Source organism: Chelatococcus sp. KU-N122 (genome assembly GCF_055391085.1).
Window position 1 is genome coordinate 4,029,126 of record NZ_AP043981.1, and the last position, 26,888, is coordinate 4,056,013.

23 protein-coding genes are annotated in these 26,888 nt (G+C 68.1%); 10 read left to right on the forward strand and 13 right to left on the reverse strand.

The annotated features are described in order from the left end of the window. Window position 1: 1 nt before the first annotated feature. Window positions 2-277 carry a winged helix-turn-helix transcriptional regulator gene (locus ACZ5PO_RS18100; RefSeq protein ID WP_464196888.1) on the reverse strand — a complete coding sequence of 92 codons (276 nt, stop codon included), beginning with the start codon at window positions 275-277 and terminating at the stop codon, window positions 2-4. 179 nt (window positions 278-456) lie between these two features. Between ACZ5PO_RS18100 and ACZ5PO_RS18105 the strand changes: the two genes are divergently transcribed. Together ACZ5PO_RS18105 and ACZ5PO_RS18110 are read left to right on the forward strand one after the other, a co-directional pair. Further along, window positions 457-783 (forward strand): nuclear transport factor 2 family protein, encoded by a 327-nt coding sequence (locus ACZ5PO_RS18105; protein WP_464195952.1) that lies wholly within the window; start codon window positions 457-459, stop codon window positions 781-783. Continuing rightward, window positions 780-1,562, forward strand: coding sequence for an SDR family oxidoreductase (locus ACZ5PO_RS18110; protein WP_464195954.1), 783 nt, complete (start codon window positions 780-782; stop codon window positions 1,560-1,562). Before ACZ5PO_RS18105 ends, ACZ5PO_RS18110 begins: the two co-directional genes overlap by 4 nt. A 95-nt stretch (window positions 1,563-1,657) precedes the next feature. Here the strand turns inward: ACZ5PO_RS18110 and ACZ5PO_RS18115 are convergent, their stop codons facing one another. The 5 genes from ACZ5PO_RS18115 to ACZ5PO_RS18135 are packed head-to-tail and all read right to left on the reverse strand — an operon-like array spanning window position 1,658 to window position 7,860. Continuing rightward, window positions 1,658-3,265: an acyl-CoA carboxylase subunit beta gene (locus ACZ5PO_RS18115; protein ID WP_464195956.1), complete on the reverse strand. Its 1,608-nt coding sequence runs from the start codon at window positions 3,263-3,265 to the stop codon at window positions 1,658-1,660. After that, window positions 3,265-3,771, reverse strand: a complete 507-nt coding sequence (locus ACZ5PO_RS18120) for a biotin/lipoyl-containing protein (RefSeq protein WP_464195958.1) — start codon at window positions 3,769-3,771, stop codon at window positions 3,265-3,267. Before ACZ5PO_RS18120 ends, ACZ5PO_RS18115 begins: the two co-directional genes overlap by 1 nt. 2 nt (window positions 3,772-3,773) lie before the next feature. Next, complete coding sequence (locus ACZ5PO_RS18125) at window positions 3,774-5,258, reverse strand: acetyl-CoA carboxylase biotin carboxylase subunit (protein WP_464195960.1); 1,485 nt, start codon at window positions 5,256-5,258, stop codon at window positions 3,774-3,776. Further along, a complete protein-coding gene (locus ACZ5PO_RS18130) occupies window positions 5,255-7,081 on the reverse strand; it encodes an acyclic terpene utilization AtuA family protein (protein ID WP_464195962.1) in 1,827 nt (608 codons plus the stop codon). The genes ACZ5PO_RS18125 and ACZ5PO_RS18130 overlap by 4 nt, the downstream gene beginning before the upstream one ends. After that, the gene (locus ACZ5PO_RS18135) at window positions 7,078-7,860 is read right to left on the reverse strand and encodes an enoyl-CoA hydratase-related protein (RefSeq protein ID WP_464195964.1); all 783 of its coding nucleotides are present in this window, start codon (window positions 7,858-7,860) and stop codon (window positions 7,078-7,080) included. Before ACZ5PO_RS18135 ends, ACZ5PO_RS18130 begins: the two co-directional genes overlap by 4 nt. A gap of 224 nt (window positions 7,861-8,084) precedes the next feature. Between ACZ5PO_RS18135 and ACZ5PO_RS18140 the strand changes: the two genes are divergently transcribed. From ACZ5PO_RS18140 to ACZ5PO_RS18150, 3 genes are all read left to right on the forward strand, one after another. Further along, window positions 8,085-9,293 (forward strand): acyl-CoA dehydrogenase family protein, encoded by a 1,209-nt coding sequence (locus tag ACZ5PO_RS18140; protein WP_464195966.1) that lies wholly within the window; start codon window positions 8,085-8,087, stop codon window positions 9,291-9,293. Beyond that, a complete protein-coding gene (locus ACZ5PO_RS18145) occupies window positions 9,290-10,153 on the forward strand; it encodes an SDR family oxidoreductase (RefSeq protein ID WP_464195968.1) in 864 nt (287 codons plus the stop codon). Before ACZ5PO_RS18140 ends, ACZ5PO_RS18145 begins: the two co-directional genes overlap by 4 nt. A gap of 182 nt (window positions 10,154-10,335) precedes the next feature. Further along, a complete protein-coding gene (locus ACZ5PO_RS18150) occupies window positions 10,336-10,782 on the forward strand; it encodes a MaoC family dehydratase (RefSeq protein ID WP_464195970.1) in 447 nt (148 codons plus the stop codon). Window positions 10,783-10,828: 46 nt separating this feature from the next. Here the strand turns inward: ACZ5PO_RS18150 and ACZ5PO_RS18155 are convergent, their stop codons facing one another. From ACZ5PO_RS18155 to ACZ5PO_RS18165, 3 genes are all read right to left on the reverse strand, one after another. Continuing rightward, entirely contained in the window at window positions 10,829-11,467 is a 639-nt protein-coding gene (locus tag ACZ5PO_RS18155) for a TetR/AcrR family transcriptional regulator (protein ID WP_464195972.1), read from the reverse strand. 252 nt (window positions 11,468-11,719) lie between these two features. Beyond that, complete coding sequence (locus ACZ5PO_RS18160; protein WP_464195974.1) at window positions 11,720-13,318, reverse strand: class I adenylate-forming enzyme family protein; 1,599 nt, start codon at window positions 13,316-13,318, stop codon at window positions 11,720-11,722. Beyond that, complete coding sequence (locus tag ACZ5PO_RS18165) at window positions 13,299-14,921, reverse strand: AMP-binding protein (protein ID WP_464195976.1); 1,623 nt, start codon at window positions 14,919-14,921, stop codon at window positions 13,299-13,301. Before ACZ5PO_RS18165 ends, ACZ5PO_RS18160 begins: the two co-directional genes overlap by 20 nt. 672 nt (window positions 14,922-15,593) lie before the next feature. Between ACZ5PO_RS18165 and ACZ5PO_RS18170 the strand changes: the two genes are divergently transcribed. Together ACZ5PO_RS18170 and ACZ5PO_RS18175 are read left to right on the forward strand one after the other, a co-directional pair. After that, window positions 15,594-16,805, forward strand: coding sequence for an ABC transporter substrate-binding protein (locus ACZ5PO_RS18170; RefSeq protein WP_464195978.1), 1,212 nt, complete (start codon window positions 15,594-15,596; stop codon window positions 16,803-16,805). Between the two features lie 49 nt (window positions 16,806-16,854). Then, window positions 16,855-18,504 carry an AMP-binding protein gene (locus ACZ5PO_RS18175; protein ID WP_464195980.1) on the forward strand — a complete coding sequence of 550 codons (1,650 nt, stop codon included), beginning with the start codon at window positions 16,855-16,857 and terminating at the stop codon, window positions 18,502-18,504. A gap of 118 nt (window positions 18,505-18,622) precedes the next feature. Here the strand turns inward: ACZ5PO_RS18175 and leuA are convergent, their stop codons facing one another. Then, window positions 18,623-20,296, reverse strand: a complete 1,674-nt coding sequence (gene leuA / locus ACZ5PO_RS18180; RefSeq protein WP_464195982.1) for a 2-isopropylmalate synthase — start codon at window positions 20,294-20,296, stop codon at window positions 18,623-18,625. Between the two features lie 332 nt (window positions 20,297-20,628). Between leuA and ACZ5PO_RS18185 the strand changes: the two genes are divergently transcribed. After that, a complete protein-coding gene (locus ACZ5PO_RS18185) occupies window positions 20,629-21,402 on the forward strand; it encodes an AraC family transcriptional regulator (protein WP_464195984.1) in 774 nt (257 codons plus the stop codon). A gap of 22 nt (window positions 21,403-21,424) precedes the next feature. Here the strand turns inward: ACZ5PO_RS18185 and ACZ5PO_RS18190 are convergent, their stop codons facing one another. Then, window positions 21,425-22,423: a DUF808 domain-containing protein gene (locus ACZ5PO_RS18190; protein WP_464195986.1), complete on the reverse strand. Its 999-nt coding sequence runs from the start codon at window positions 22,421-22,423 to the stop codon at window positions 21,425-21,427. 370 nt (window positions 22,424-22,793) lie between these two features. Here ACZ5PO_RS18190 and ACZ5PO_RS18195 point away from each other — a divergent pair, with 370 nt between their 5' ends. Further along, window positions 22,794-23,534 carry an acetoacetate decarboxylase gene (locus tag ACZ5PO_RS18195; protein WP_464195988.1) on the forward strand — a complete coding sequence of 247 codons (741 nt, stop codon included), beginning with the start codon at window positions 22,794-22,796 and terminating at the stop codon, window positions 23,532-23,534. A gap of 12 nt (window positions 23,535-23,546) precedes the next feature. Continuing rightward, complete coding sequence (locus tag ACZ5PO_RS18200) at window positions 23,547-24,713, forward strand: patatin-like phospholipase family protein (RefSeq protein ID WP_464195990.1); 1,167 nt, start codon at window positions 23,547-23,549, stop codon at window positions 24,711-24,713. A 160-nt stretch (window positions 24,714-24,873) separates the two neighbouring features. Here ACZ5PO_RS18200 and ACZ5PO_RS18205 read toward each other — a convergent pair whose 3' ends face one another. Beyond that, window positions 24,874-26,184 carry an ATP-binding protein gene (locus tag ACZ5PO_RS18205; protein ID WP_464195992.1) on the reverse strand — a complete coding sequence of 437 codons (1,311 nt, stop codon included), beginning with the start codon at window positions 26,182-26,184 and terminating at the stop codon, window positions 24,874-24,876. Further along, complete coding sequence (locus ACZ5PO_RS18210; protein ID WP_464195994.1) at window positions 26,181-26,843, reverse strand: response regulator; 663 nt, start codon at window positions 26,841-26,843, stop codon at window positions 26,181-26,183. The genes ACZ5PO_RS18205 and ACZ5PO_RS18210 overlap by 4 nt, the downstream gene beginning before the upstream one ends. Window positions 26,844-26,888: the final 45 nt, after the last annotated feature.

Consider the following 26,888-nt stretch of genomic DNA (forward strand, 5'->3'; position numbering starts at 1 on the left):
ATCATGGTGGTGCGGCGCGCCGTTCAGCCCAGGTCAGCAGGGCATCGAGTGCCGGACAGAGGGCCTGCCCCCAATCCGTCAGGCCGTACTCGACCTTCGGCGGCACCTGATGGTGCACGATGCGGCGCACGATGCCGTCGCTCTCCATCTGCCGCAGTTGCTGGATCAGCATCTTCTGCGAGATGCCCGGGATCGCCCGCTCGAGGTCGGAGAAGCGCAGCAGCTTGCCGCCGAACAGGTGGAACAGGATCACGAGCTTCCAGCGTCCCTCCAGCATCTTGAAGGCTTGCTCGACACCATCGGCCGCAGACGCGGCCGTATATTCGACCTTACTCAAAGGTGAGCGCCTTACTTTTTCGTGCGTTCTTGTCGTTTGGCGAGCTTAGGGTCAGCTTTCCCCTGACACAATCGCCGTCACGTCGGCGGTCCCCCATGCACACGAGAAAAGGAAAGCCGATGCCGCCCGATCTGCCTGCGCCCGTCGCTGCCTATTTCGCCGCGGACACCGGTGACGGCGCCGCCGTCGCCCGCTGCTTCACCGAACAGGCCGTCGTCAAGGACGAAGGCCGGGTCTATACCGGCCGCGCCGCCATCGCGGCATGGAAGACGGCGGCGTCGGCGCAATACCAGTACACGAGCGAGCCCTTCGCCATCGAGAGCGATGGCGGCAGGATTGTCGTCACCAGCCACGTCGTGGGCGACTTTCCGGGCAGTCCGGCCGATCTGCGCTATGCCTTCGTCATCGAAGGCGACCAGATCGCCTCCCTGGAGATCCGCCCATGAGCTTCGATCTCGGCCTCGATGGCCGTCGGGCGCTTGTGACCGGCGGTACCAAAGGCGTCGGAGCAGCCGCCGTCGCGGCGCTGCGGGCGGCCGGAGCGCAGGTGATGGCGGTGGCGCGCTCGGTGCCGGCGGGCGCGTCCGCGGAGATTGGCTACATCGCCGCCGATCTCGCCACGGCCGAGGGCTGCACCACCGCCGCGAAGGCGATGCTCGATCGCTTCGGCGGCATCGACATCCTCGTCAACGGGCTCGGCGGCTCCTCCGCTCCGGCCGGGGGCTTCGCCGCTCTTGGCGACGAGGCGTGGTGGGCCGAGCTGAACCTCAACCTCATGCCGGCGGTCCGCCTCGACCGCGCGCTGCTGCCGTCGATGATCGCCCAAGGCTCCGGCGTCATCGTCCACGTCACCTCGATCCAGCACGTGCTGCCGCTGCCGGAATCCACGACCGCCTATGCCGCGGCGAAGGCCGCACTGTCGACCTACAGCAAGAGCCTGTCGAAGGAGGTGACGCCGAAGGGCATCCGCGTGGTCCGGGTCTCGCCCGGCTGGGTGGAGACGGAAGCGGCCGTCGCTCTTGCCGAGCGCCTGGCCGTCCAGGCCGGCACCGACGTCGAGGGTGGCAAGCGGATCATCATGGGCGCGCTCGGCGGCATCCCGCTCGGGCGCCCGGCGAAGCCGGGAGAAGTGGCGGACCTGATCAGCTTCCTCGTCTCGCCCCGCGCCGGCGCCATGACCGGTGCTGAATACGTGATCGACGGCGGTACCGTGCCCACGGCGTAGCGCTTCCTAAACGCTTCTCTTGCGGTGGGATGGTTCCACCCCATCGCGAAGCGCTCCAGGCGATGCCGAAGCAGATGTGGGCGGCGCCGCCGTGGTCAGAGCCTGAACACCCCGTAGCCGGGCTCGCCCAGCGGCGCGTTGAGGGAGACTGAAATGGCAATGCCCAGCGCGTTGCGCGTGTCGACCGGATCGATGATGCCGTCGTCCCACAGCTCGGACGTGGAGTAGTAGGCAGAGAGCTGCTCCTGATAGGCCGAGCGCGTCTGTTCCCAGAGGTGCCTGATCTCCGCCTCGTCGACCGGGTCGCCGTTGCGCTTCAGCTGGTTGGCCTTGACCTCGGCCAGCGTGTTCGCGGCCTGGTCACCCCCCATGACGCCGATCTGGTGGTTGGGCCAGGTGAACAGCAGGCGCCCGTCGTAGGCGCGGCCGCACATGCCGTAATTGCCGGCGCCGAAGGAGCCGTTGCACATGACCGTGAACTTGGGCACGCGTGAACAGCTCTGCGCCATGATCATCTTGGCGCCGTCCTTGGTGATGCCGCGCCGCTCATACTCGCGGCCGATCATGTAGCCGGTGATGTTCTGCAGGAACACCAGCGGCGTGCTGTTCTGGTTGCACAGCTCGATGAAATGGCCGCCCTTCAGCGAGGAATCGTTGAACAGAACGCCGTTGTTGGCGAGTATGCCGACCTTGTAGCCCCAGATGTTGGCGAAGCCGCAGATCAGCGTCGTTCCGTAGTTCGGCTGGTATTCGTGGAAGCGGCTGCCGTCGACGATGCGCGCGATGATCTCGCGCATGTCGAACGATTTCTTGATGTCGTCGGGGATGATGCCGTAGATCTCCTGCGGGTCGTAGGCAGGTGGCTCCGGCGCCTCCCTTTGGCAGTCCCACTTCTTCGGCCGGTCCCACTGCGCCACGATCTCGCGGCCGATGTGGATGGCTTCCTCCTCCGTAGCGGCCGGATAGTCGCAGGTGCCCGACACGCTGGTGTGCATGTCGGCGCCGCCGAGCTCCTCCACCGTCACCTCCTCGCCGGTCGCCGCCTTGACCAGCGGCGGTCCGCCGAGGAACACCGCGCCCGTGCCGCGCACGATGACGCTGTAGTCGGACAGGCCGGGAATATAGGCGCCGCCGGCGGTGCAGTGGCCGAAGACCAGGGCGAGCTGCTTCACGCCCATCTTGGAGAGGATCGACTGGTTGCGGAAGATCCGCCCGGCCATGTACTTGTCGGGGAAGACCTCGGACTGGAGCTGCAGGAAACCGCCGGCGGAATCGCACAGATGGATGACCGGGAGCCGGTTCTCCATGGCGATGTCCAGCGCCCGCACGATCTTCTTGGCCGTCAGCGGATACCACGCGCCGCCCTTGACCGTGGGGTCGTCGGCCCGGATCAGCACCTCCCGGCCGGAGACGATGCCGATGCCGACGATCGAGCTGGCCGAAGGCGCATCGCCCTCATAGGCCATGTTGGCGGCGAGCGACGACAGCTCGAGGAAGGGCGTGCCGGGGTCGAGCAGCTTCTCGATGCGCTCGCGCGGCCGCATCTTGCCCTGGCTTTGCAGCCGTTCGAGATCGCGGGCGCGGCGGTGGTGGCGCGCGGCCTCCTGCCGGGCCCGGAACGCCGCCACGATGGCCCGGTTGTGAGCCTCGAACGCACGGAACTCCGGCGACGAGGTGCTGATCATGGACCGGATCGCGCGCATCAGGCCGTCCCGCTGTCAGGTTCGAGCATCACGATGATCTCGTCCTTTTCGAATGTGTCGCCTTCCGCGCGCAGGATCTGTGCGACCACGCCGTCCCGCGGGGCCTGAAGGGCGGTTTGCAATTTCATGCTCTCGATGGTGACGAGCGTGTCGCCGCGCGCGACGCTCTGGCCCACTGCGCAATGGACCGACACCACGGCGCCCGGCATCGGCGCCTTCAACGTGTCGTGGCCGCCCCCGCCGGAGCCGTCGCCGGCCGAGAACGGATTGACGAGGTCGATCTCGAATGTGCGGCCGCCGAGCCGCACGACCTGGCGCTCGCCCTGGAGGGCGCGGGCGAAGGTGACGGCGTGACCCGCGACCGTCATCGACCGGCGGCCGTCGCCGAAGGCCGGCAGATCGGAGATCTCGTGCGCCTCGCCGTCGATCAGCAGGACCAGGTGCGGCCGCCGCTGCACGATCGAGACCTCGTGGGCGGTGCCGTCAAGGACGAGCCGGATGCTCATGCTCAATTCCTCCAGCCGCCGATCGCGGCGTAGGGCTCGGGGGTGCCGAGGGCCAGCTCCTGGATGTCACGGAAGCCCAGCGCTGCCGCCGCCAGCACCCGCGCCAGCTCCACGGCCGGCACGCCCGGGGGCTGAAGCGCCGGCCCGTGCTCGGCCACGAAGCCGGTGTGGAGGTCGCCGGCACGGAAGGCACCGTGGTCGAGAACGCGGGCGAGGTAGTCGATGTTGGTCGTGACGCCGAGCAACGCCAGGTCGTCGAGCGCGGCGATCGCGCGCTGGATCGCCTCCCGCCGGTCGCTGCCGTGGACGACAAGCTTGGCCAGCATCGGGTCGAAATCGGCGGTCACCTTCTGCCCCTGGTCGAGGGCGTTCTCGAAGCGCAGCCAGCTCTCCTCGGGCACGCCGAGATACTGCACCCGGCCGGTGGCCGGCATGAAGTCGCGCTCCGGGTCTTCGGCGCAGATTCGGCATTCGATCGCATGGCCGTCGGCCCGCACGTCCGCCTGGGCGATCGGCAGTCCCTTGCCGGCGGCGATCTCGATCTGCGCGCGCACCAGGTCGAGCCCGGTGATCATCTCGGTGACCGGATGCTCCACTTGCAGGCGCGTGTTCATCTCGAGGAAGAAGAAGCGCCCGTCGGGGCCCAGGATGTATTCGACCGTGCCGGCGTTCTTGTATTTCGCGGAGGCGGCCAGCCGCACCGCGGACGCGCAGATCGCCTCGCGCAGCTCCGGGTCCAGCCGGGCAGCCGGGGCCTCCTCGATGATCTTCTGGAAGCGCCGCTGCACCGAGCATTCGCGTTCGAACAGGTGGATGGCGTTGCCGGTGCCGTCGCCGAGCATCTGGACCTCGATGTGGCGCGGGCGCTCCACGTAGGTCTCGGCATAGACGCGGCCGTCGCCGAAGTAGCGCTGCGCCTCGCTCGACGCCAGGCGGGCCGCCTCGCGCATGTCGGCGGCGTTGCGCACGATGCTCATGCCCTTGCCGCCGCCGCCCGCCGCGGCCTTGATCAACAGCGGAAAGCCGATCTCCGCGGCCCTGCGGGTGAATGCGTCGAGATCGTCGGTGGGCATTACCGAAGGGGCCACGGCAACGCCGTGCTCGGCGGCGAAGTTGCGCGCCGAGATCTTGTCGCCCATCAGCGCGATGGTGTCGGCATCCGGTCCGATGAAGCTGAGGCCGGCCTGCGCCACCGCCGCTGCGAAACGCGCATTCTCCGACAGGAAGCCGTAGCCGGGATGGATCGCCTCGGCGCCGCTCGCCTTGGCCGCGGCGATGATCTGTCCGGCGTCGAGGTGCGCCGCGACCGGCGTTTCGCCGGTGATCTCGATCGCCTCGTCGGCCATCCTCACGTGCCGGGCGCGCGCCTCGACCGGATGGTGGATGGCGACGGAGGCGATGCCCATCTCGGCCAGCGTGCGCATGATGCGGCAGGCGATCTCGCCGCGATTGGCGATCAGGACCTTGCTGAAGAGCGGTCTGGTCATGCGGCCGGTTCCTTGCTCCAGGTTTCGAGGGGGCCGCCCTCGTCGAGCCAGGCTGCGGGCACCTCCACCGGGAAATCCATGAGGATCTGCGCCATCGCCTTGCCCTGGGGGTCGTGGCGCAGCGATGCCACGCCGCCGCCGCCCAGGCCCTCGTGCAGCATGAAGTTCAGTCCATCGAGGCCGGGCCACTCGAAGCGCTCCACCCGGCCTCTGACGAGATGGGCGAAATAGCGGCCCACCGCCTCGGGGGTCAGGCTGCGGCGGATGAAGGGCAGATAGTCGGGCTTGCGGGCGAGCACGCCGATATTGGCGATGTCGCCCTTGTCGCCGCTGCGACCATGGGCGAGCGCCACCAGCGGCACCAGCGCCGGCCGGCCCTGAACCGCCGGGGCCGCGGCGGCGGGCGCGGGCCCTGCGGGGGCAGGGGCCGCCGCATCGGGCAGGTGCGGGCGGACCGCCTGCGTGCGGCCGTCGAGCTCGAATCCGATCTCCACGTCGGCCTTGCGGGCGAGGAAAGAGAACAGGCGCACCACCGGCTGCGGCTCCGGCCGGCCGCCTGCAAAGCCGGTGATGCTCTGCGCCATGGCCGTGGCGGCCGGATAGATCTCGCGGGCAAAGATCTGCAGCGCTTCCTTGCTGGGATGGCGCACGGCGATCTTCAGCACCACCTCGCGCGCGGCGCCCGCGGTGGCCTGGGCGCCGTAATTTGCCTCGCTGCCGAGGACTTCGACGGAGGTGTCGGCGAAGCCGTCGAAGCCGGCGGCACGGATGAGCCGTTCGGCCCGCCGCAGGATGGCGTCGGCTGTGGCCTGCGCGCGGGCGGCGGCCTCGCGGCCGGCGATCATCATCGTCACCGCGGCGCGATAGCCGTCGGCGAACGTCGCGCTCACCTTGTAGCTGTCGGTGGGCGGCAGCCCGCGCGCGCCCGACACACGCACTCGGTTCGGCCCGATCTGCTCCAACCGGACCTCGCCCCAGTCGGCGACGACGTCCGGAAGGATGTAACGCGCCGGATCGCCCACCTCGTAGACGATCTGCTCGGCGACAGTGGCGGTGGAGACCAGCCCACCGGTGCCTTCGGGCTTCGTCAGGACGAAGCTGCCGTCGGCGCTGCATTCGGCGATGGGGAAGCCCATGTCGTCCCAGCCGGGTACGTCGCGCCAGTCGGTGAAGATGCCGCCCGTGGCCTGGGTGCCGCATTCGACGACGTGCCCGGCCAGGCTGCCGGCCGACAGCAGGTCGTAGTCGTCGGTCGTCCAGCCGAATGCGTGGATCAGGGGCCCGAGCACGACGGCGGAGTCCACCACCCGGCCGGTGATGACGACGTCGGCGCCGGCGTCGAGGGCTGCGGCGATCGGGAAGGCGCCCAGATAGGCGTTGAGGCTGGCGAGGCGCTCCGGCATGCGCGCGCCCGAGAACATTTCGCGCGTGCCGGCGGCCCGGTAGCGATCGGCTGTCGCCGTCAGGTCGTCGCCGCGCACCACGGCGACCTTGAGGTTCACGCCGAGTTCCTTGAAGAGGGCCAGCAGGGCGTCGCGGCAGGCCTCGGGATTGACGCCGCCGGCGTTGGTGACGACGCGAATGCGCTTCTCGGCGATCTCGCGGGCCAGCGGCTTCATGACCATGGTCACGAAATCGGTCGCGTAGCCGAGATCGGCGCGCCTCGCCTTCATGCGCGCCATGATCGATAGGGTGATCTCGGCGAGATAGTCCATCACCAGGTAGTCGATCCGGCCGGAGCGGACGAGCTGGGCGGGGCCGTCGGGGCTGTCGCCCCAGAAGCCGGCGCCGCAGCCGATGCGAACGATCCTGTCCATGGTCATCGCGCCGTCCATCGCGGGCCGCGCTTCTCGTTGAAGGCGGCGAAGCCTTCGCGGGCGTCCTGCGTCCGGGCCATGTTGGCCAGCATGAACTGCGCATATTCGAGGGCGCAGTCGGTCGACATCTCGCGGATCTTGGCGAGCGCCTGCTTGCCGAGGCGAATGCCGGTCGGCGACTTGTCGACGATGCGGCCGAGCAGCCAGTCGAGCTTGTCGTCCAGCGCGGCGGCCGGCACCGCGTAGTTGACGATGGTGTCGGCCACCGCCTCCCGGCCCGTGATCGTCTCGCCGGTGATGCACAGCTCCATCAGGCGGCGGTAGTCCATCGTGCGCAGCAGGAACGGCAGGATCATCATCGGGAACAGCCCGACCTTGACCTCGGTGACGCCGAGCAGCGCGTCCTCGCGCGCCACCACCAGATCGCAGGCGCAGACGAGGCCGAAGCCGCCGGCCAGCGCGTGGCCGTTCACCCGTGCGATCAGCGGCAGCCGGCAGGCGTCCATGCGCCGCAGCAGGGCGGCCACATAGTGGCGCGGGTCGGCTTCGTCAATGGTGAAGGGGGTTCCGTCCGCCTGCAATTGCAGGTCGCCGCCGGCGCAGAACGCCTTGTCGCCGGCGCCCGTCAGCACGACCGCGCGGATGTCGGCATCGGCCTCCGCCTGGTCGAGGCCCGCCTGGATGCCCAGCGCCACCTTCTCGTTGAGGGCGTTGCGCCGCTCTTCACGGTTGATCCTGATCCACAGGACCGCGTCGCGGCGCTCGATGAGTACCGGTTCCGTCATTCGTCTCCCCGCCGTCGCTGCCGCTGATCATGCACATAAATGATTTCAGTTCATTAGCATTGTCAACCAGGCTCATCATGATTTTGTCGAGGCAACGTGATCCGTCGGAATCACTCACGATTTCCCAGATATCGATTGACAGGACACGGGTCGATAGATGATGAAATAATCTCATTAACGGCAAGCGGGAGGCTTGCCGCACGGATCATTGCGAGGCATCGGACATGAACCAGCCAGCAGAGCGCGGCGAGACGGCGAACCTCTTCGACCTGAATGCCGACCACCGCATGATCCTCGACAACGCCGACCGCTTCGCACGCAACGAGCTGCACGCGCTGTCGGAGCGCATGGACAACGAGGAGTGGTGGCCGGAGGACGCGTTCCCCAAGATCGGCGCGAACGGCCTCTTCGGCATCACCATTCCGGAGGAATACGGCGGCGCCGGCCTCGACCTGGTGGCGGCCGGGCTGGTGCTGCAGGCATTCGGACGCTGGAACCATGCCCTGGCATTGGCCTGGGTGGCGCACGACAATCTGTGCGCCAACAACATCTACCGCAACGGCACCGACGAGCAGCGTCGGCGCTACCTCCCCGACCTGTGCGCCGGCCGCAAGATCGGCGCGCTTGGCCTGACCGAGCCCGGGGCCGGGTCCGACGCGCTGGGCTCCATGCGCACGACCGCCCGCCGCGACGGCGACCACTACGTGCTCAACGGCAGCAAGATCTTCATCACCAATGGGCCGGTCGCCGACGTGCTGCTGGTCTACGCCAAGACCGATCGCGAGCAGGGCGCCAAGGGCATCTCCGCCTTCATCGTGGAGGGCCATACGCCCGGCTTCAAGGTGGCGCAGAAGCTCAAGAAGATGGGCTATCGCGGCAGCCAGACCGGCGAATTGCTGTTCGAGGACTGCCGCGTTCCGGCGGCGAACCTCGTCGGCGGCGAGAACCGCGGCGTGGCGGTGGTGATGAGCGGCCTCGACCTGGAGCGGGCGATGATCTCGCCCTTATGCCTCGGCATCGCCGAGCGGGCGCTCGAGCTCTCGGTCGACTATGCCAGGACCCGCAAGCAGTTCGGCCAGCCCATCGGCTCCTTCCAGATGGTGCAGTCGATGCTGGCGGACATGTATGTCCATGTGGAGACGATCCGCAGCTTCACCTACCGGGTGCTGGGCGCCGCGGCCCCGCTGGAGGTGGGCGGCGGCGGCCGCGGCGACATCCACAAGCTGACGGCCGCCTCGGTCATGTATGCGGCGGAGGCCACGCACAAGGTGCTGGACCTGGCCGTCCAGGTCCACGGCGGCAACGGCTATATCTGGGAATCGGAGATCAACCGCCTGTTCCGGTCCACCAAGCTGATGGAGATCGGCGCCGGCACGACGGAGGTGCGCAAGATGATCATCTCCGGCGAACTGCTGAAGGACATGGAGCGATGAGCGAGCCGACCGAGGAAGACTTCGGCCTCAGCGACGCCGACCTGAGCGGACAGCCGACGGTCTACGCGCCGGACGCGTTGGCCGGCAAGGTTGCCGTCGTCTCCGGCGGTGCGGGCGGCATCGGCCGGGCGGCCGCCTGGCTGTTCGCGCGGCTGGGCGCCCACGTGGTGGTCTCCGGCCGCAGCGAGGGCAAGATCGCAGCGCTCGTCGAAGCGATCCGGGCGCGCGGCCTCAAGGCCAGCGGCGACACCCTCGACATTCGCGAGCCGGAGCGCGTCGCCGCCTTCTTCGACCGGGTGTGGGAGGAGCGCGGCGGCGTCGACATCCTCGTCAACAGCGCCGGCGGCCAGTTCCCCCAGCCGGCCATCGATTTCAGCGTCAAGGGCTGGAATGCGGTGGTCAACACCAACCTCAACGGCACGTGGTTCATGATGCAGGCCGCTGCCCGCAAATGGCGCGACGCCGGCCGGCCGGGCAGCATCGTCAACATCGTCGTGGTGACCACGCATGGGCTCTACGGCGTCGCCCATACGATCGCCGCGCGATCGGGCGTGATCGGACTGACGCGCAGCGTGGCGGTCGAGTGGGCGCCATTGGGCATCCGCGTCAACTGCATCGCGCCGGGCGCCATCGAGACCGAGGGCTGGAAGGTCTACACGCCGCAGGCGCGCGCCGCCTATCCGCGCTCCAACCCGATGATGCAGGTCGGCAGCGCCTGGGACATCGCGGAGGCCTGCGTCTATCTCGGCGGGCCGTCGGGGCGGTTCATCACCGGCGAGCTGCTGACGGTGGACGGCGGCGGCCAGCTCTGGGGCGAAACCTGGACCACCGGCAAGCCGGATTATTTCAAGACGCCCTAGCTGTGGAGCGCGTCGCGATCGGGTGGAACCACCCAATGGCAAGAGAAGCGCTCCAGCTTCAAAGAACTATGAGCGTTTTGCCATTGGATGACCTCATCCAATGACGAAATGCTCCAGCAGCAGGCGTGACCGGTGTCCGCACGGTATGCGACGGCCGGGACGCGGGGGGAGGGAGACAGGCAATGGCGCCCTTGACGACCGGACAGACCGTTACCACCCCGGGCCGGACAGTCGGCGAGGGCGACGTCATGCTGTTCGCCGGCCTCGTCGGCGATTTCACACCGATCCACGTGGACGAGAGCTTCGCACAAGCATCGCCGCACGGCACCCGCATCGCGCACGGACCGCTCTCGATGGCGACCGCCATCGGCATGGCCACACACACCGGCCTGTTCGGCGAGCGGGTGATCGGTCTCGTCAATCTCAACTGGGATTTCTCGGGCGTGGTGAAGATCGGCGACACGATCCGCTCGCGGGTGACCGTGGAGGAGGTGCGGCCGACCTCGAAGCCCGGCCGGAGCCTGGCCACCTACGCGTTCGAGGTCGTGAACCAGAGCGGCGCGCCGGTCCAGCGCGGCCGGATGATGGTTGTCGTCCGGGCCGACCAGGCGGCAGGCGAAGCCGGCTGACCTGAGGGGAGGGCGCCGAGTCCCCGGCGACGCCGCGGCCCAGCCGTCAGCGGCGGCGCGCGGCAGCCAGCGTCTCGAGGCGCGTGACCGCCTTTTCGATGCGGTCGGCCAGGTTCGGCGGCGCCTCCGCGGCCGGCTGCTGACGAAGGCCGACCATGACCAGGTCGACGATCGCGTCGGCTGTGGAATCGGGGTCGAAGTCGCCCTCGCCGCGGATATAGGCCCAGGTCCGGTGTTCCACGCAGCCATAGATCATGTCACGGACCAGCGGCAGCGACACGTCGCTGCGGAACTCGCCGGCATCGATGCCTTCCCTGACGATGTCCAGCGTGCGCCGCGTGTACTGTCGGTTCAGCTCGAAGATGGCCGTCTGGCTATAGTCCTTCCCGGTGCGCAGATACTGGAACATCAGGTCACACAGCGCCGGTTCATCATGGATGGTCTTGAGATGCCGCCAGATCATGAATCGAAGCCGGTTGCGCGTGCCATGAATACCGGACAGCTGCTGATCGTAATCGGCCAGCATCGATTCATACCAGCCCTCGATCACCTTCACGAGGAGGTCGCGCTTGTTCTCGAAATAGCGGTAGATGCTGCCCTCGACGACGTTTGCGCGCTCGGCGATGTCGGAGAGGGGAGCGTCTTCGTAGCCCTTTTCGCGGAAGACCGATTGCGCGGCAGCCATTATGTCGGCGACCCGGCGCTCCCTGGAAAGCCTGGAGACCTGGCGTCGCGCTGTTGCGTTCCTCATGACCTCTCCATCCGGAGCCCCGCGAGTCCCTTCCCGGCGAAGACTAGAGCGCTTCTCTTGCGATTGGGTGAGTCCACCCGATCACGAAGCGCTTTAGCACGCCCGCCTACCGTTCGGGACCGGCGGCGGCAAAGTGACGATCACCGTGTGGAGCCGTAGGGCCGGGCCCCTCTCCCGCGCACCGCGTCAACCGGCACGTTGCTGCACGGTCAGCGGCATGCGCGCCAGCTCATGGCGCTGCAGCTTGCCGGTGGTGCTCCGAGGCAGCTCCTCCGACCGCATGAACTGGATGTAGCGCGGGCGCTTGTAGCCGGCGAGCTGGCCGCGGCACCATTGGACGATCTCGTCGCTTCCGGCCGCGTGGCCGTCGCGCAGCACGATTACCGCCTTGATCGTCTCGCCCCAATGCGGGTCGGGAACGCCGAACACGCAGGCCTCCTGGACCGCCGGGTGACGGCTGAGAACGCCCTCTACCTCGGCCGGATAGACGTTCTCGCCGCCGGTCTTGATCAGGTATTTCTTGCGGTCGACATAGGTGAGCGTGCCGTCAGCCTCGCGCCGGAGCAGGTCGCCCGTGTGCAGCCAGCCGCCCCGGAAGACCTCCGCGTTGGCTGCATCGTCGTCCAGATAGCCCGACATGACGCTGGGGCCCCGCACCACACATTCGCCGGGCTGCCCGATCGGCATCTCGTTCATGTCGTCGTCGACGATACGCACCTCCATGAGCGGCGAGGGCCGCTTGCGCAGCGACGGCACCTCGCCCGGACCGGAGCGGCCATGGGCCAGCAGGTAGCTGGCCTCGCTCTGGCCGAAGGCGTCGAAGAATGCGATGTCGAAGGTCTTGGTGAGCCTGGCCACCACGTTGGGCATCATATTGGCGTAGCCGATGGCGAAGCGGAGGCTGGACAGATCATGCTCCGCCCGTTGCGGGTGATCGAGGAAGTCGGTAATGACGCCCGGCAGCAGCAGCGTCCAGCTCAGTCGTTCGCGCGCGATGCGCGCAAACATCGCCGGGATGTCGGCTCTCCCGAAGGTCGCGTAGATGCCGCCGGTGACGAAGGTGGCGTAGAGGGATTCGTCGCCGCCGCAATGGAACAGCGGCAGCCAGCCGATGAAGCCGTCCTTCTCCGTCAGGTTGAACCACTGGGCGAGGCGCAGGCCGCGCACCGCCGCCGCTCGCTGACTGACCAGCGCGCCCTTGGGCTGGCCGGTCGTGCCGCTGGTGAAGAGGATGTTGTGGATGTCGTCGCCGCGCGCCACGGAGGGCGGCTCCAAGGGGCTCGCGGCGGCGAGCAGCGCTTCGTAGGAGCTGAAGCCAGGCACAGGCTCGAAGGCGATCCAGTCGCGGATGTCCGGGCAATCCGCCTGAAGCCCCGCGAGCAGATGGGCCAGGCCGCCGGAAACCAGCACCGCGGCCGGGCGCACCTTGGCGAGGCACAGGGCAAGCTCGCGCGGATGCAGGCGTATGTTGAGCGCCGCCACGGTGACGCCGAGCGCGGCCGCGGCGGCGTAGCATTCGATGTACTCCGGCCGCGTCTCGGACAGCACGGCGATGGTGCCGCCCCGCGCGTGTCCCCTGGCTCGCAGCGCGTTGGCCAGCCGCCAGGCCCGCTCGCCGACTTCGGCGTAGCGGCGCTCCCCGGTCTCCCAGGAGACCGCCACCCGGTCGGCGAAGACGGCGAACGCCCGCCGGAACAGCGCGTCGACGGTGATGTCCGCTGCGGCGGCGGCATCGTGGCGCCAGTCGGCCCCGCCGCGCTGGGCATCATTCGTAGAAGTCGGCATAGGTCTTCCTGAGCTTCGCTTTCTCGATCTTGCCGGTGGCGGTCTTGGGGAGTTCGGACACCTGAATGACGGCCTTGGGACACTTGAACGGGCTCAGCCTCCCACGGGTGGCCGCCAGCAGGGCTGCCGTGTCGATCCCGTCGCCACCGCGCGTGACGACGACGGCGGTGATCGCCTCGCCCCAGTGGGCGTGCGGCAGGCCGATGGCCGCCACCTCGAGCACGTTGGCATCGGCGGCGCGGACGGCGAGCTCGACCTCGATCGATGACACGTTCTCGCCACCGGACTTGATGACGTCCTTGAAGCGGTCCTCGAACCAGAGAAGGCCGTCCTCGTCGAAATGCCCGGCATCGCCCGAATGGAACCAGCCGTGGCGGAAGGCCTCCGTGGTGGCATCCGGGTTGTTGAGATAGCCGGCCATGGTCTGCGGGCTGCGGTAGACGATCTCGCCGGAGCTGCCCGTCGGGAGCAGCTCGCCGTTCGGCCCCATGATGGCGACCTGCACATTGACCGCCGGGGTGCCGACCGAGCCCGGATGGCTGAGCTGGTGCTGCGGCTTGAAGAAGGTGGCCACCGGGCTCATTTCGGTCTGGCCGAACATCAGGCTGAAATCGCAGGCGAGCACGTCGATCGCCCGGCGCAGGTCCGCCTCCGGCATCGGCGCCATCGCATAGACGGTGAGGCGCAGGCAGCCGATGTCGCGCGGACGACGCTGCTGTTCCTCGACCAGCTTCTGCACCATCATCGGCAGCATGAACAGGACCGAGATGCGCTCCGCCTCCACGAGCTCGTGCAGGGACGCGACATCGAAGCCGCGCTGGATCACCAGCGAGCCGCCGACGGCGATGGTCGGCGTGCAGATCGCATTGAGCTGGGCGGTGTGGAAGAGCGGCAGGAGGACGGTGACCCGGTCGTTCTCGGTCATTCGGGTGTCGATCGCCGTGCCGAGCGATTCCAGATAGATGCCGAGCTGGGTGCCGACCACGCCCTTCGGCGCCGAGGTCGTGCCGCTGGTGTAGAGATAGGACAGGGGCGCGCGATCCTCGACGGCGACATCGGGAAGGACGGACGCGGCGTCGCGCACAAGCCCGTCGAAATCGAACAGCGTCAGGCCCTCCGCACCGCTCGCCGCGCCGTCGCCGCTGCCGCCCGGCCCGATCACGACGGTGCCGAGCAGCGCCTTCGCGTCTTTCAGGCCGCCGCGGAACTGCTCGAGATGGGCGGCTTCCACCACAGCCGCGCGGGCGCCCGAATGCGTGAGGACATGGGCGAGCTCACCCTGTCGCCACAGCAGGTTGATCGGGACGCAAACGAGGCCGAGGCGGGCGCAGGCGAAATAGACGGCCAGGAACTCGGCGCAATTGCCGGCCATCAGCGCCAGCGCGTCACCCTGTTTGAGGCCGATTGACGAGAGCCCATGGGCGACGCGGTTGGTCCAGGCGTCGAATTCTGCGTACGACCAGCGCCGGACACCATCGAATACCATCTCCCGGCTCGGGTAGCGCTCGGCACTACGAGAGAGAAGGTCTCCAACATTGACGCGATGGATCATGTGGGTCTGCAAGGTCGCACCGTTCCGCTTTCCACGGTTTCGCTGGGGCATCGGCAAGCCATAGGTCCCGATCAGCTAATGAGACTGACTCATGATATGACAGCAGGCCTGCCGCGTTTGGGCCGAGGGCCGTTCGATCGCGGGATCCGAGCGTCGCCATGGCGCTCCGCTGCGATCACGGCCTTTCATCATGGTTTTTCTCTACCTAAAATTCGGTCCTGACGCTCCCGCGTCGGCGCGCCTTGCGTCGCTCCCGATGCATCGAGAGGCAGATGAATTGAGTTCATTTGATGGCCTGGACGCTCGTTTGTCAACCGTCAAAGGGGAGCTCGATCGGTCCCCACCCCAGGCGATGACGGTCCGACCGACTCGTCGTGGCCGCCGTCGACGACGGCGGCCACGATGGAGAATCTCGCCAACCGCTCCTGGTCCTTCGCGGCCTGTCTTCTGTGCTCCGCGCGCTTCGTCCTCCGCCAACTTCTGTCTTGTCATCGCATGTACTGAGAGCTATAAGACGTCATAATGAATTTAATTCAGTTTGGGGAACGCTCTCATCGACGGCGCTGGCGGCCGGCCAGGCGGGGCTCGGCGCCCGGCCCGTGTCATGCCGGGCGGTCCCGCATCATCCCAAGGCCTTGAAGTCCGAACTGACGCCCGCACACCGGGACGTCGGGAAAGCGCCGCTCAGCGGCATAACAAACGACTGGAAACGCGGAGGTGGACGTGAGGCTCGCACATCTTGCACTAATTGCGGCTGCGGTCGGGACCATGCTCTCCGGCATCGCGCAGGCGGCACCGCAGAGCATCAAAATCGGCGTCCTCACCGATATGTCCGGCCCCTATGCGGACATCACGGGGAAGGGCTCGGCCGTGGCCGCTCAGATGGCGGTCGAAGATTTCGGTGGCAAGGTCAACGGCAAACCGGTCGAGATCCTCGCCGCTGATCATCAGAACAAGGCCGACGTCGGATCGGCGATCGCGCGCGAGTGGCTCGACCGCGACAACGTGGACGTCATCATGGACGTCCCGAACTCGTCGGTCGGGAAGTCTATTCAGGCCCTGACGCGCACTCGCGGCCGCGTTTTTCTGATCACCGGCGGCCAACTTCTGGATTTCACCGGCAGCGACTGTTCTCCGACGAGCATCGCCTGGTCGTCCGACACCTACGCCCTCTCGGCCGGTACGGGACGGGCCATCTACCGGGCCGGCGGCACCGACTGGTTCATCCTGACGGTCAATATCGCCTTCGGTGTTTCCCTGGAGGAAACCGCGGCCCGCATCCTGAAGGAGGCAGGCGGCACGGTGCGCGAAGCGGTCCGTCACCCGATCAACACCAACGATTTCTCGTCGTTCCTGCTGAAGGCCCAGGCCTCCGGCGCCAACGTGCTCGCCCTCGCCAATGCAGGCGGCGACACCATCCGGGCCATCAAGCAGGCGCGCGAGTTCGGCCTCAACGACAAGCAGAAGATCGCGGCCCTGGCCTTCTTCACCAATGACGTCCACGCGCTCGGCCTCGATGCCGCCCAGGGCACCATCCTGACCGAATCCTTCTATTGGGATCAGGATGAGGAGACGCGGCGCTGGAGCGAGCGGTTCAAGGCCCGCATGGGCGGCGTTCCACCCTCATCCTTGCAGGCGGGCGCCTATGGCGCCGTCCTCCACTACCTGAAAGCGGTCGCTGCGGCCGGAACGGACGACGGCAAGACCGTCGTCGCCAAGATGAAGGACATTCCGGTCAACGACTTCTACACGAAGTCCGTGCCGATCCGCGAAGACGGGCGGGTGATGCGGGATTTTTATCTCTTCGAGGTGAAGAAGCCGTCCGAGTCGAAGTATCCGTGGGACTATTACAAGACCGTGACCCGGATTCCCGCCGAGGAAGCCGCACGCCCGCTGGCGGAGGGCAATTGCCCCCTGGTGGGGACGGCGAAATGACGTTCGCGCGCGAGCGTGGCGCGTATGCCGCTCAGAGCGGAGTGGGAGAATGCTGACACGCAGGTCGACCTACAGCGAGCTCGCTTCCGGGTTCTCCTGGAGCTTGCCGGACCGCTTCAACATTGCCCGCGCCGTGTGCGACCGGCACGTCGGACATGGCCGCACCGCGCTCATCGAGGAGACTTGGGGCACGCCCCGGGTCTGGACGTTCGAGGATCTGTCGGCGGCGAGCCGTCGTCTTGCCAATGCCCTCGCGGCGCACGGCGTCTCGCGGCAGGACGTCGCCGCGATCCTGTTGCCGCAGAGCGCGGCAACGCTGATCGCGCATCTCGCGATCTACCGCCTGGGAGCGGTGGCGCTGCCGCTCTTCAACCTGTTCGGCCCGGACGCCATCGAGCACCGGCTGCGGGACAGTGGCGCGCGCGTGCTGATCACGGACGACGAAAGCCTGCCCAAGATCGAGCCGTTGCGCGGAGATCTGCCAGACCTCCGGGTGATCATCACCACAGGATCGGCTCGCGCTCCGGGCGTGCTCGGCTGGGACGACCTCCTGGCCGCGGCCTCCGACCGGCACGAGCTGGTCGATACCGCCCCCTCCGATCCCGCCCTCCTGCAATATACCTCCGGCACCACGGGCGCGCCGAAGGGCGTGCTCCACGCCCACCATGTCCTGCTCGGCATCCTGCCCGGCGTCGAGCTGTCGCACGATTTCCTGCCACAGGACGGCGACGTCGTCTGGACGCCCGCCGACTGGGCCTGGGGTGGCGGCCTGCTCGCGACGCTGCTGCCGGCGCTCTTCCACGGCCTGCCCGTCGTCGCGGGCCGGCTGCCGAAGTTCGATCCCGAGCTCGCCCTCGACCTCATGATCCGCAATCGGGTGCGCAACACGTTCCTGCCGCCGACGGCGCTCCGGATGATCCGCCAGTCGGCGGAGCCGGCGTCCCTCGATCGCCTGAAGCTCAGAAGCATCATCAGCGGCGGCGAGCGGCTCGGCGACGAGATGCTCGCCTGGGGGAGGGAGCGGCTGCGCGTCGACATCAGCGAGATCTACGGCCAGACGGAGGCCAACCTCATCGTCTGCAGCTGCGCCTCCGTGATGTCCTGCCCGTCCGGGTCGATGGGCCGGCCGGTGCCGGGCCATGCCGTGGCCGTGGTCGATCCGCAGGGACATCCCCTGCCGGCCGGCCGCCGCGGCATCATCGCCTTGCGCGCCCCCGATCCGGTCATGTTTCTCGGCTATCTGCGGCAGCCGGAAGCCACTGAAGAGAAATATCGCAACGGCTGGCTTCTCACCGGTGATGTCGGCGAGTGCGACGAACAGGGGTTCTTCTACTTTCGCGGGCGGGACGACGACATCATCTCCAGCGCCGGTTACCGGATCGGACCAGACGAGGTGGAGAGCTGCCTGCTGCTGCATCCCGCTGTGGCGATGGCCGCGGTCATCGGCGTCCCGGACCGTCTGCGTGGCGAGATCGTGAAGGCCTTCGTCGTCCCCGCCAGTGGCGCGACGGTGGGCCCGGGGCTGCGGGACTCCATTCGGGATTTCGTCAAGCAAAGGCTCTCGGCACACGAGTATCCGCGAGACATCGAGTTCCGCTCCGCTCTGCCGTTGACGGTGACCGGCAAGATCATGCGTCGCCAACTGCGGGAGGAGGAGGACGCCGGGCGACGCGAGGCCGAGCAGGGCAGGGCCGGCTGATCGCGACGGCCCGCACGGCGCCGGATGCCGCGGGGAACGAGGCCGGCCATGTCGCCGCCGACGTCGGCACGGCGGCAGAGCGGGCCGCCGGCATCGGCGGTCCGCTCATGCCTGCACCTCACCCGCCGGCGCCGGCGGCGCTCAGCACCGCCTTGACGGACGCCGTGGCGACGTCGCTGTCGATGCCGACACCGAAGAGGGGCGAGCCGCCGGGGCCGGCACATTGCAGGTAGGCGACCGCCTGCGCATCACTGCCCCGCGTCAGCGCGTGCTCCTGGTAGTCGACCACCTCGAGGGTGCTGCCGAAGCCGTCCGCCATGGCCGCGAGCGCCGCGGAGAGCAGCCCGTTGCCGCGGCCGGTCACGGGAACCTCGCGCCCGCGGTGACGGATGCGGCCGACGAACACCCGCTCGGCGCCCGCGCCCTGCCGGCCGCCGTCCCCATATTCGACGAGCTCGAACGGCTGTGGTCCGTCGAGCCGGTAGGCCTGGCGGAATTCCGCCCAGATGTCGTCGGCCGTCAGTTCGCGGCCGGTCCGGTCGGCGAGGGCCTGCACGCGCCGGCTGAAATCGATCTGCAGCGCGCGCGGCAGCCTGAGGCCCCTGTCCTGCTCCATGACCCACGCGACGCCGCCCTTGCCGGACTGGCTGTTGACGCGGATGACCGCCTCGTAGCTTTCGCCGATGTCGGCCGGGTCGATCGGCAGATACGGCATCTCCCAGACGCCGTCGTTGCGGGCGGCGTGCGCGGCGAAGCCCTTGCGAATGGCATCCTGGTGCGAGCCGGAGAAGGCGGTGTGCACCAGCTCGCCGGCGTAAGGGTGGCGCGGATGGACCGGGAGGCCGGTGCAGTGCTCGACGGTTCTGACCACGTCGCGCATGGCCGGGACGTAGAGCCCGGGGTCGATGCCCTGCGTGTAGAGGTTGAGCGCCAGCGTCAGCACGTCGACGTTGCCGGTGCGCTCGCCGTTGCCGAACAGGCAGCCCTCGACACGGTCAGCGCCGGCAAGCAGCGCCTGCTCGGCCGCCGCCACCGCCGTGCCCCGGTCGTTGTGCGGGTGGACGCTGACGACGACTGCCTCGCGTCGCGAGATGTGGCGGCAGAACCACTCGATCTGATCGGCGTAGACGTTCGGCATGGCGACCTCCACCGTCGCCGGCAGATTGAGGATCGCCGGGCGCTCCGGCGTCGGCTGCCAGACGTCGAGCACGCGCTCGCAGATCTCCAGCGCGAAGTCGGGCTCGGTGAAGCAGAAGGTCTCGGGCGAGTACTCGAAGGTCCAGTCCGTCTCGGGCCGCCTGTGGCTCTCCTCCAGCATGGCCGTGACGCCGGCGACGGCGAGCGCCACGATCTCGTGCCGCTCCAGGCCGAAGACCACACGGCGGAACAGCGGGGCGGTGGCGTTGTAGAGATGGACGATGGCGCGGCGCGCACCGGCCAGCGACTCGAAGGTGCGGGCGATCAGGTCGGCGCGTGCCTGGGTCAGCACCTGGATCGCCACGTCGTCGGGGATGCGATCCTCCTCGACGAGCCGGCGGACGAAGTCGAACTCCGTCTGCGAGGCTGACGGAAAGGCGACCTCGATCTCCTTGAAGCCGATGGCGACGAGCGTGTCGTAGAAGCGCAGCTTGCGGTCCCCGTCCATCGGGTCGGCCAGCGCCTGGTTGCCGTCGCGCAGATCGGTGGAGAGCCAGCGAGGGGCCGCCGTCAGGCGCCGCGACGGCCAATGCCGGTCCGGCAGGTCGACGGGCGGGATGAGCGGGCGATACTTGGTGTGCGGGGTCCTCAGCATGATGGGGTCCGTTGCGTGCTGGTTATGCGTTGAAGCGAGCACGGCTGGCTACGGCCGCCGGGATGCCGTCAGTCCCGACGACCGCCGGTAAGTCGCAGGGCAACGGTCAGGAGCAGGCCGGCAGCCGGCACAAAGGCACGGCGGGACGCGTCCGCGCATGCCGCGACCGTCGTCGCCGCGGAGCGCGGTCGACCGGATGGAGAGGCGATGGGGGCGACGTCGAACACGTGAGGGCGGCTTCTGCTTCCTGGAGGCGATCGTCCTATCGCACCTGCATGTGATACTCTCGCGCGCAAAGGTCATTCATCATCGTAAAAGGATCAGGCTGCCCCATGCGGCGCCAGGCCGTCACCGACCAGTTCGCCGTCGTCAGCCAGGACGAGCAGCGCTTTACAAGCGTCCGGCACAGCCACGCGGAGGCCCAGCTCATCTATGCGATCAGCGGCGTCGTCGCGGTGACGACGGACCTCGGCACATGGGTTGTGCCGCCGAACCGCGCCGTCTGGGTGCCGGCCGGCGTCGAGCATATGACGATGAGCCCGGCTGCGGTGCAGTTCCGCGCCCTGCTGATCGGTGCCGCCCACGCGAAGGGCCTGTCCGACGCCTGCCGGGTCGTGGCGGTGACGCCGCTGCTGCGCGAGCTGATCGTGAGGCTCGCCGCCCTCGCCGACCAGCCGGGGCAGGGCGCGCCTGAGAGCGGAGCCGACACCGGCGCCCTGGTGCAGGCGGTGACGCGGCTGCTGCTCCTGGAGCTCGCCTTCTTGCCCATCGAGCCGCTCGCTCTGCCCATGCCGGGACACAGGGAACTGGCCCGGTTCTGCCAGCGGGTGCGCGGCGATCCGGCGGGCGACGTCTCCGTCGCGGAGGCCGCCGCCACGCTGCGCATGAGCCGCTCGAGCTTCATGCGGCTGTTCCGGCGCGAGACCGGCATGAGCTTCGGCCGCTGGCGCCAGCAAACCCGCATCCTCCAGGCGTTGACGTTGCTGGCGGACGGCAAATCCATCCTGCACGTTGCGCTGGACTGCGGCTACGACAGCCCCAGCGCCTTCGCAGCCATGTTCCGCCGCTCGCTCGGCAGGTCGCCGAGCGCCTACTTCTCCGGTTGAGCGGAGGGCGTCGCGGCCCGCCTCACGCCGGGCGGGCGGGGCTTACGCGTGTCTTGATCCACCGCCACAGCGGCGAAACACCGTAGCTCATCGCCGGAATGGTCAGCGCGCCGATGGCGAGGCCGGCCAGGCCCGCGCCGCCCGCCTGGACCAGCCAGGAGGCGAGGGAGCTTATGGCGGGCAGGGCGTGCGCGACCGCTTCGCCGGCATCGTGCAGGAGGTGGCTCAGCCAGCCGTAGCCGTAGCTCTCGAAGCCGTGCAGGATGATGCCGCCGCCCACCCAGATCATGGCCGCCGTTCCGACCAGTCCGAGCGCCTTCAGGAAATACGGCATCCCCTGGACGAGGCCGCGGCCGATCGTGCGGGACAGCCCGCCGATGGGCGAGGGTGACGATGTGCGGGCGAGCATCAGCCCCACGTCGTCGGCCTTCACGATCAGGGCCACGACGCCGTAGACCGCGACGGTGATGGCGAAGCCGACCACGGCGAGCACCAGGGCCTGGGTCGGCAGGTCCGCATCGGGGATCGCGCCCAGCGTGATGGTCATGATCTCGGCCGAGAGAATGAAGTCGGTCCGGATCGCGCCCGCGACCTTCTGGTCCTCGAACGACTTGGCGTCGAGGCTGATCGGCTCGACCTCCGCCTCGTGCGCGTGGGCCGCATGGGGGAAGGCGAGCTGATAGATCTTCTCGGCCCCCTCGTAGCAGAGATAGAGGCCGCCGATCATGAGGAGCGGCATGATCGCCTGCGGCAGCAGAAGGCTGAGCGCCAGGGCCGCCGGCAGCAGGAACAGCAGCTTGTTCTTCAGCGAGCCGCGCGCGATCTTGGCGATGATGGGCAGTTCGCGCGAAGCGGAAAAGCCGGTCACATAGCGCGGCGTCACGGCGGCGTCGTCGATGACCACGCCGGCCGCCTTGGTGCCTGCCTTCATGGCCTGGCCGGCGATATCGTCGAGCGAGGCGGCGGCAACCTTGGCCAGCGCGGCGACATCGTCGAGTAAGGCGATCAGGCCGACGCTCATTCAGCTTCTCCGGGTTCGGTGCCGCGAACGGTCGAGCAACTCGGCGCCGGCCCGCGGCCCGGGGCGCGGCACTTCGCCCCGAGAAGTGAATCCGTAGCTAGCCTCGATGCCTTACATTTCTATGACATAAAATCCGCACTCGAAAGCGGAAATCCATACACTTGGTGTGTGTCGAAAAATATTCGTTATATTAAGTTATTGAAAAATATATTCTTGTCTTTCCAAGTTTAGATTCTATCGAATGCATATTTTGTTTCGAGTGCCCGGCGTCATTGGCTTGTCATGCCCGGAGATAGATTACGCGCAACGTCGGTGCAATCAGCTCACTGAGTGCCGTCGGCCGGATTCCTCCCACACGGGAAAGGCAGCCATGAAGACCAAGGACGTTCGCCGCGCCTATGCGATGCCCCTCACCAATCCGGCCTATCCGAGGGGCCCCTACCGCTTCATCGACCGGGAATATGTCATCATCACCTACAGGACCGATCCTGAGGCGTTGAGGGCGGCCGTCCCCGAGCCGCTCGAGATCGTCGAGCCGGTCGTCAAGTACGAGTTCATCAAGATGCCGGACTCGACCGGCTTCGGCGACTACACCGAGTCCGGCCAGGTGATCCCCGTCCGTTTCAATGGCAAGGATGGGGTCTACGTCCACGCCATGTATCTCGATGACGATGCGCCGATCGCCGGCGGCCGCGAGATCTGGGGCTTTCCCAAGAAGCTCGCCTTTCCCAAGCTCGTCCACGAGGGCGAGGTGATCGTCGGCACGCTGCACTACGGCACGGTGCTTTGCGCGACCGCGACCATGGGCTACAAGCACCGCACCCTCGATACGGATGAGATCGCCCATTCGCTGGCCAAGCCGAACTTCCTCGTCAAGATCATTCCGCATGTGGACGCACAGCCACGCATCTGCGAGCTGGTGCGCTACCACCTCGAGGACATCACCGTGAAGGGCGCCTGGTCGGGCCCTGCCGACTTGCAGCTGTTCCGGCACGTCATCGCCGATGTGGCGCGGCTGCCGGTGCTGGAGGTGCTCTCGGCCACGCATTTTATAGCTGACCTCACGCTCGGCCTGGGCGAGGTTGTCCACGACTACATGAACGAAGGCTGAGCGATGCTGAACATGACCGACGCGACGCGCAAGCGCAGAAGCGAGCTGCCTCCCATGGAGGAGCTGCTCGCGTCCTATCAGTCGGTGGCGCTGGTGCTCCAGGGCGGCGGTGCGCTCGGCGCCTATCAGGCCGGCGTCTTCCAGGCGCTCGCCGAGGCCGGCATCAGCCCCAACTGGCTCTCGGGCGTATCGATCGGCGCTATCAACGCCGCGATCATCGCCGGCAACCGACCCGGCAACCAGATCGATCGGCTGCGGGACTTCTGGGAGACCGTGTCGAGCCGCAAGGTCTGGCACTTCACCCCCGAGGGCGACCTGTTCCGCAAGCTGCGCAACCAGACGAGCGCCGCGCTGACGACGATGTCGGGCCTGCCTGGCTTCTTCAAGCCGCGCAACGTCAATCCGTGGCTCCAATTGGCCGGCGCGGCGGGCGCCACCAGCTTCTACGACACGGCCGAGCTGGAGCAGACGCTCAACCGGTTGATCGACTGGGAGGTGCTGAACGACCGTGAGCGCCGCCTCAGCGTCGGGGCCGTCAACGTCCGCAGCGGCAACTTCCGCTACTTCGACAGCGAGATCGAGGTGATCGGCCCGCAGCACATCATGGCCTCCGGCGCGCTGCCGCCGGCCTTTCCCCCCATCCTCATCGAGAACGAATACTACTGGGACGGCGGCATCGTCTCCAACACGCCGCTGCAATATCTGCTGGAGCAGGAGGACGTGCGCGACACCCTGGTCTTCCAGGTCGATCTGTTCAGCGCGCGCGGCATCCTTCCGCGCGACATGGCGGACGTGCTCGCCCGCCACAAGGACATCATGTATTCGAGCCGCACGCGCAACAACACCGACGCCTTTCGGCGCATGCACAATCTACGGCTCAAGCTGTATCAAGCCTTGCTGCGGGTGCCGCCCGAGGCATTGACGGACGAGGATCGCGCATTTCTCGCGGTGATGGCAGCGGACGTGCCGCAGATCAACATCGTTCATCTCATCTACCAGCAGAAGATCTACGAGAGCGACGCCAAGGATTACGAATTCTCCGGCACCTCCATGCGGGAGCACTGGCATTCCGGTTATGAGGACACGCGCAAGACCTTGCAGCATCGCAAGTGGCTGGTGAAGCCCCCGGAATCGATCGGCATGGCCGTGCACGACGTGCACCGCGACGACCCGAGCTGAGCCGGCGCCGGCGCCTCCGTCGGCCACATCACCGGTCGTTCGCCGTGGTCGCAAGGTCAGCGCGGCCGGCGGCGCCCACATCCCCGAGCCCTGCCGGTCCCGTCCCGGCAGGCCATCCGCAGCGGCCTGTCGGGCGAGCTCGTCCGACCTGCCACGCGGCTCATGCCCACCGCAGGCTGCACCGCAGGCCGCGGCGATCGCCGCGATTGGCGAGGGCGAGACGGGTGCCGAGGCGCTCGGCCGCCATCTGGGCGATCGTCAGCCCGAGGCCGGTGCCGGAGGCGCTCTTATGGCGGCCGCGATAGAACCGCCGTGTGACGAGGGCGAGCTCGTCGTCGGGAATGCCGGGCCCTTCGTCCTCCACCGTCAGGCCGCCTCCTTCCGGCAGGGCTTTCCAGACCACGCGGCCGGGCGCCTGCATGTGCTCGACGGCGTTTTCGTGCAGGTTCCTGAGCACGAGATGCAGGCTGTTGTAGTCGCCCTTCAAGTCGAGCCGGTCCAGGGCCGGGTCGACCTCCACGGTGACGTCGGCCCGGGCCGCGGAGGAGGAGACGACGTCGCGCACGACGGCGCCGACATTGGCCGTCTCGCCGCCCTTCGAGCCGGGCATGGCTTCGAGCCTGGCGAGCGCCAGCAGCTGGCGCGCGAGCCGGCTCGTCCTGTCGACGGCGACGAGGACCTGACGCAGGGCGCCTTCGCGAACGGATGTCTCCGTCGCCGCCAGGGCCACCTGCACCTGGGTCTTCAGTCCGGCGAGCGGGGTACGCAGTTCATGCGCGGCGAAGGCGGTGATCTCCCGTTCGTGGCGGCGCGCCGCCTCGACCTTGCCGAACAGGCCGTTGAGGGCAAGGATGAGCGGCCGCACCTCTGAGGGCGCGTCCTCGGATGCGATGGGCCGCATGTCCTCGGCGTCGCGCGCGGCAATCTCGCCGGCAACCGCGTTGAGCGGAGCAAGCCCCTTGCCGAGGCTCAGCCAGATCAGCGTGCCGAGCATCGGCGCGATGAGCACCGCCGGCCAGACCAGTCCCGCAACCAGGTCTCGCACCAGCCTGTCGCGCAGGCCGATGCGATCGCCGACGGCGACGCGGACACCTTTCGCCGTGTCGACGATGGTGTAGACCCGCCAGGTCTCGCCATCGACGTCCCGGTCGGCAAAGCCCTCCTTGTCCAGGGCGAGGCTCCGGTCGGGCGCGCCGCTCGACCGGGCGACGAGGCGACCATCGAGCGACCAGATCTGGCACGAGAGCTGGCGGGCGTAGCTGGCGTCCGTGAAGGTCGGCGCGGTGGCAGCCGCCATATTGCCGCCGGCGACGAGCGAATGAACCATGCGCGCCGCCTCCTGCAGGCGGGTGTCGAGCACGTGCTCGAGCTCGACGCGGCTGCCGAGATAGATCCAGGCGACGGCGCTGAGCCAGATGGCGCCCGTCGCCGCCAGCAGCAGCGCGAAGAGACGCCGGCGCAGCGAGGTCAAGACAGGCCCCGGATGCGGTAGCCCAGGCCGCGGACCGTCTCGATCGCCGCCCGCCCCACCTTGGTGCGCAGGTTGTGGATGTGGACCTCGACCGCGTTGCTTTCCACCTCTGCCTGCCAGCCGTAGAGACGATCCTCCAGCTCCGTCCGCGAGCGGATGATGCCTGGCCGCTCCATGAGCGCCGCAAGAACTGCAAACTCACGCCTCGAGAGGGACAGCGCCTCACCGTCGACGATGGCGCTCAGCGCGGCCGGATCGAGAACGATCCCGGCAGCCTCCAGCACCGGTCCGGCGCGCCCGTCCCGGCGCCGTGCAACGGCGCGCAGCCGGGCCGCCAGCTCGTCGAGGTCGAAGGGCTTGCCGAGATAGTCGTCGGCGCCGGCGTCGAGGCCGCGAATCCGGTCGGCGGTCTCGTCGAGGGCGGTGAGCAGGATGACCGGCGTCGCATCGCCGTCGCCGCGGAGGCCCTTGAGCACGTCGAGGCCCGAGCCGTCGGGCAGCGACAGATCGAGCACGACGGCGTCGAACGTCGAGGTTGCAAGGGCTGCGCGTGCGTCGGCGCAGGTCGCGACATTGTCGATCGTCGATCCGGTCAGCCCGAGGCCGACCTTCAATCCGTCCGACAGAACCGGGTCGTCCTCGACGACGAGTATGCGCATCACCATTCGTCCGCTGTCCCCGACGATTTCGGTCCTCCTACCCGC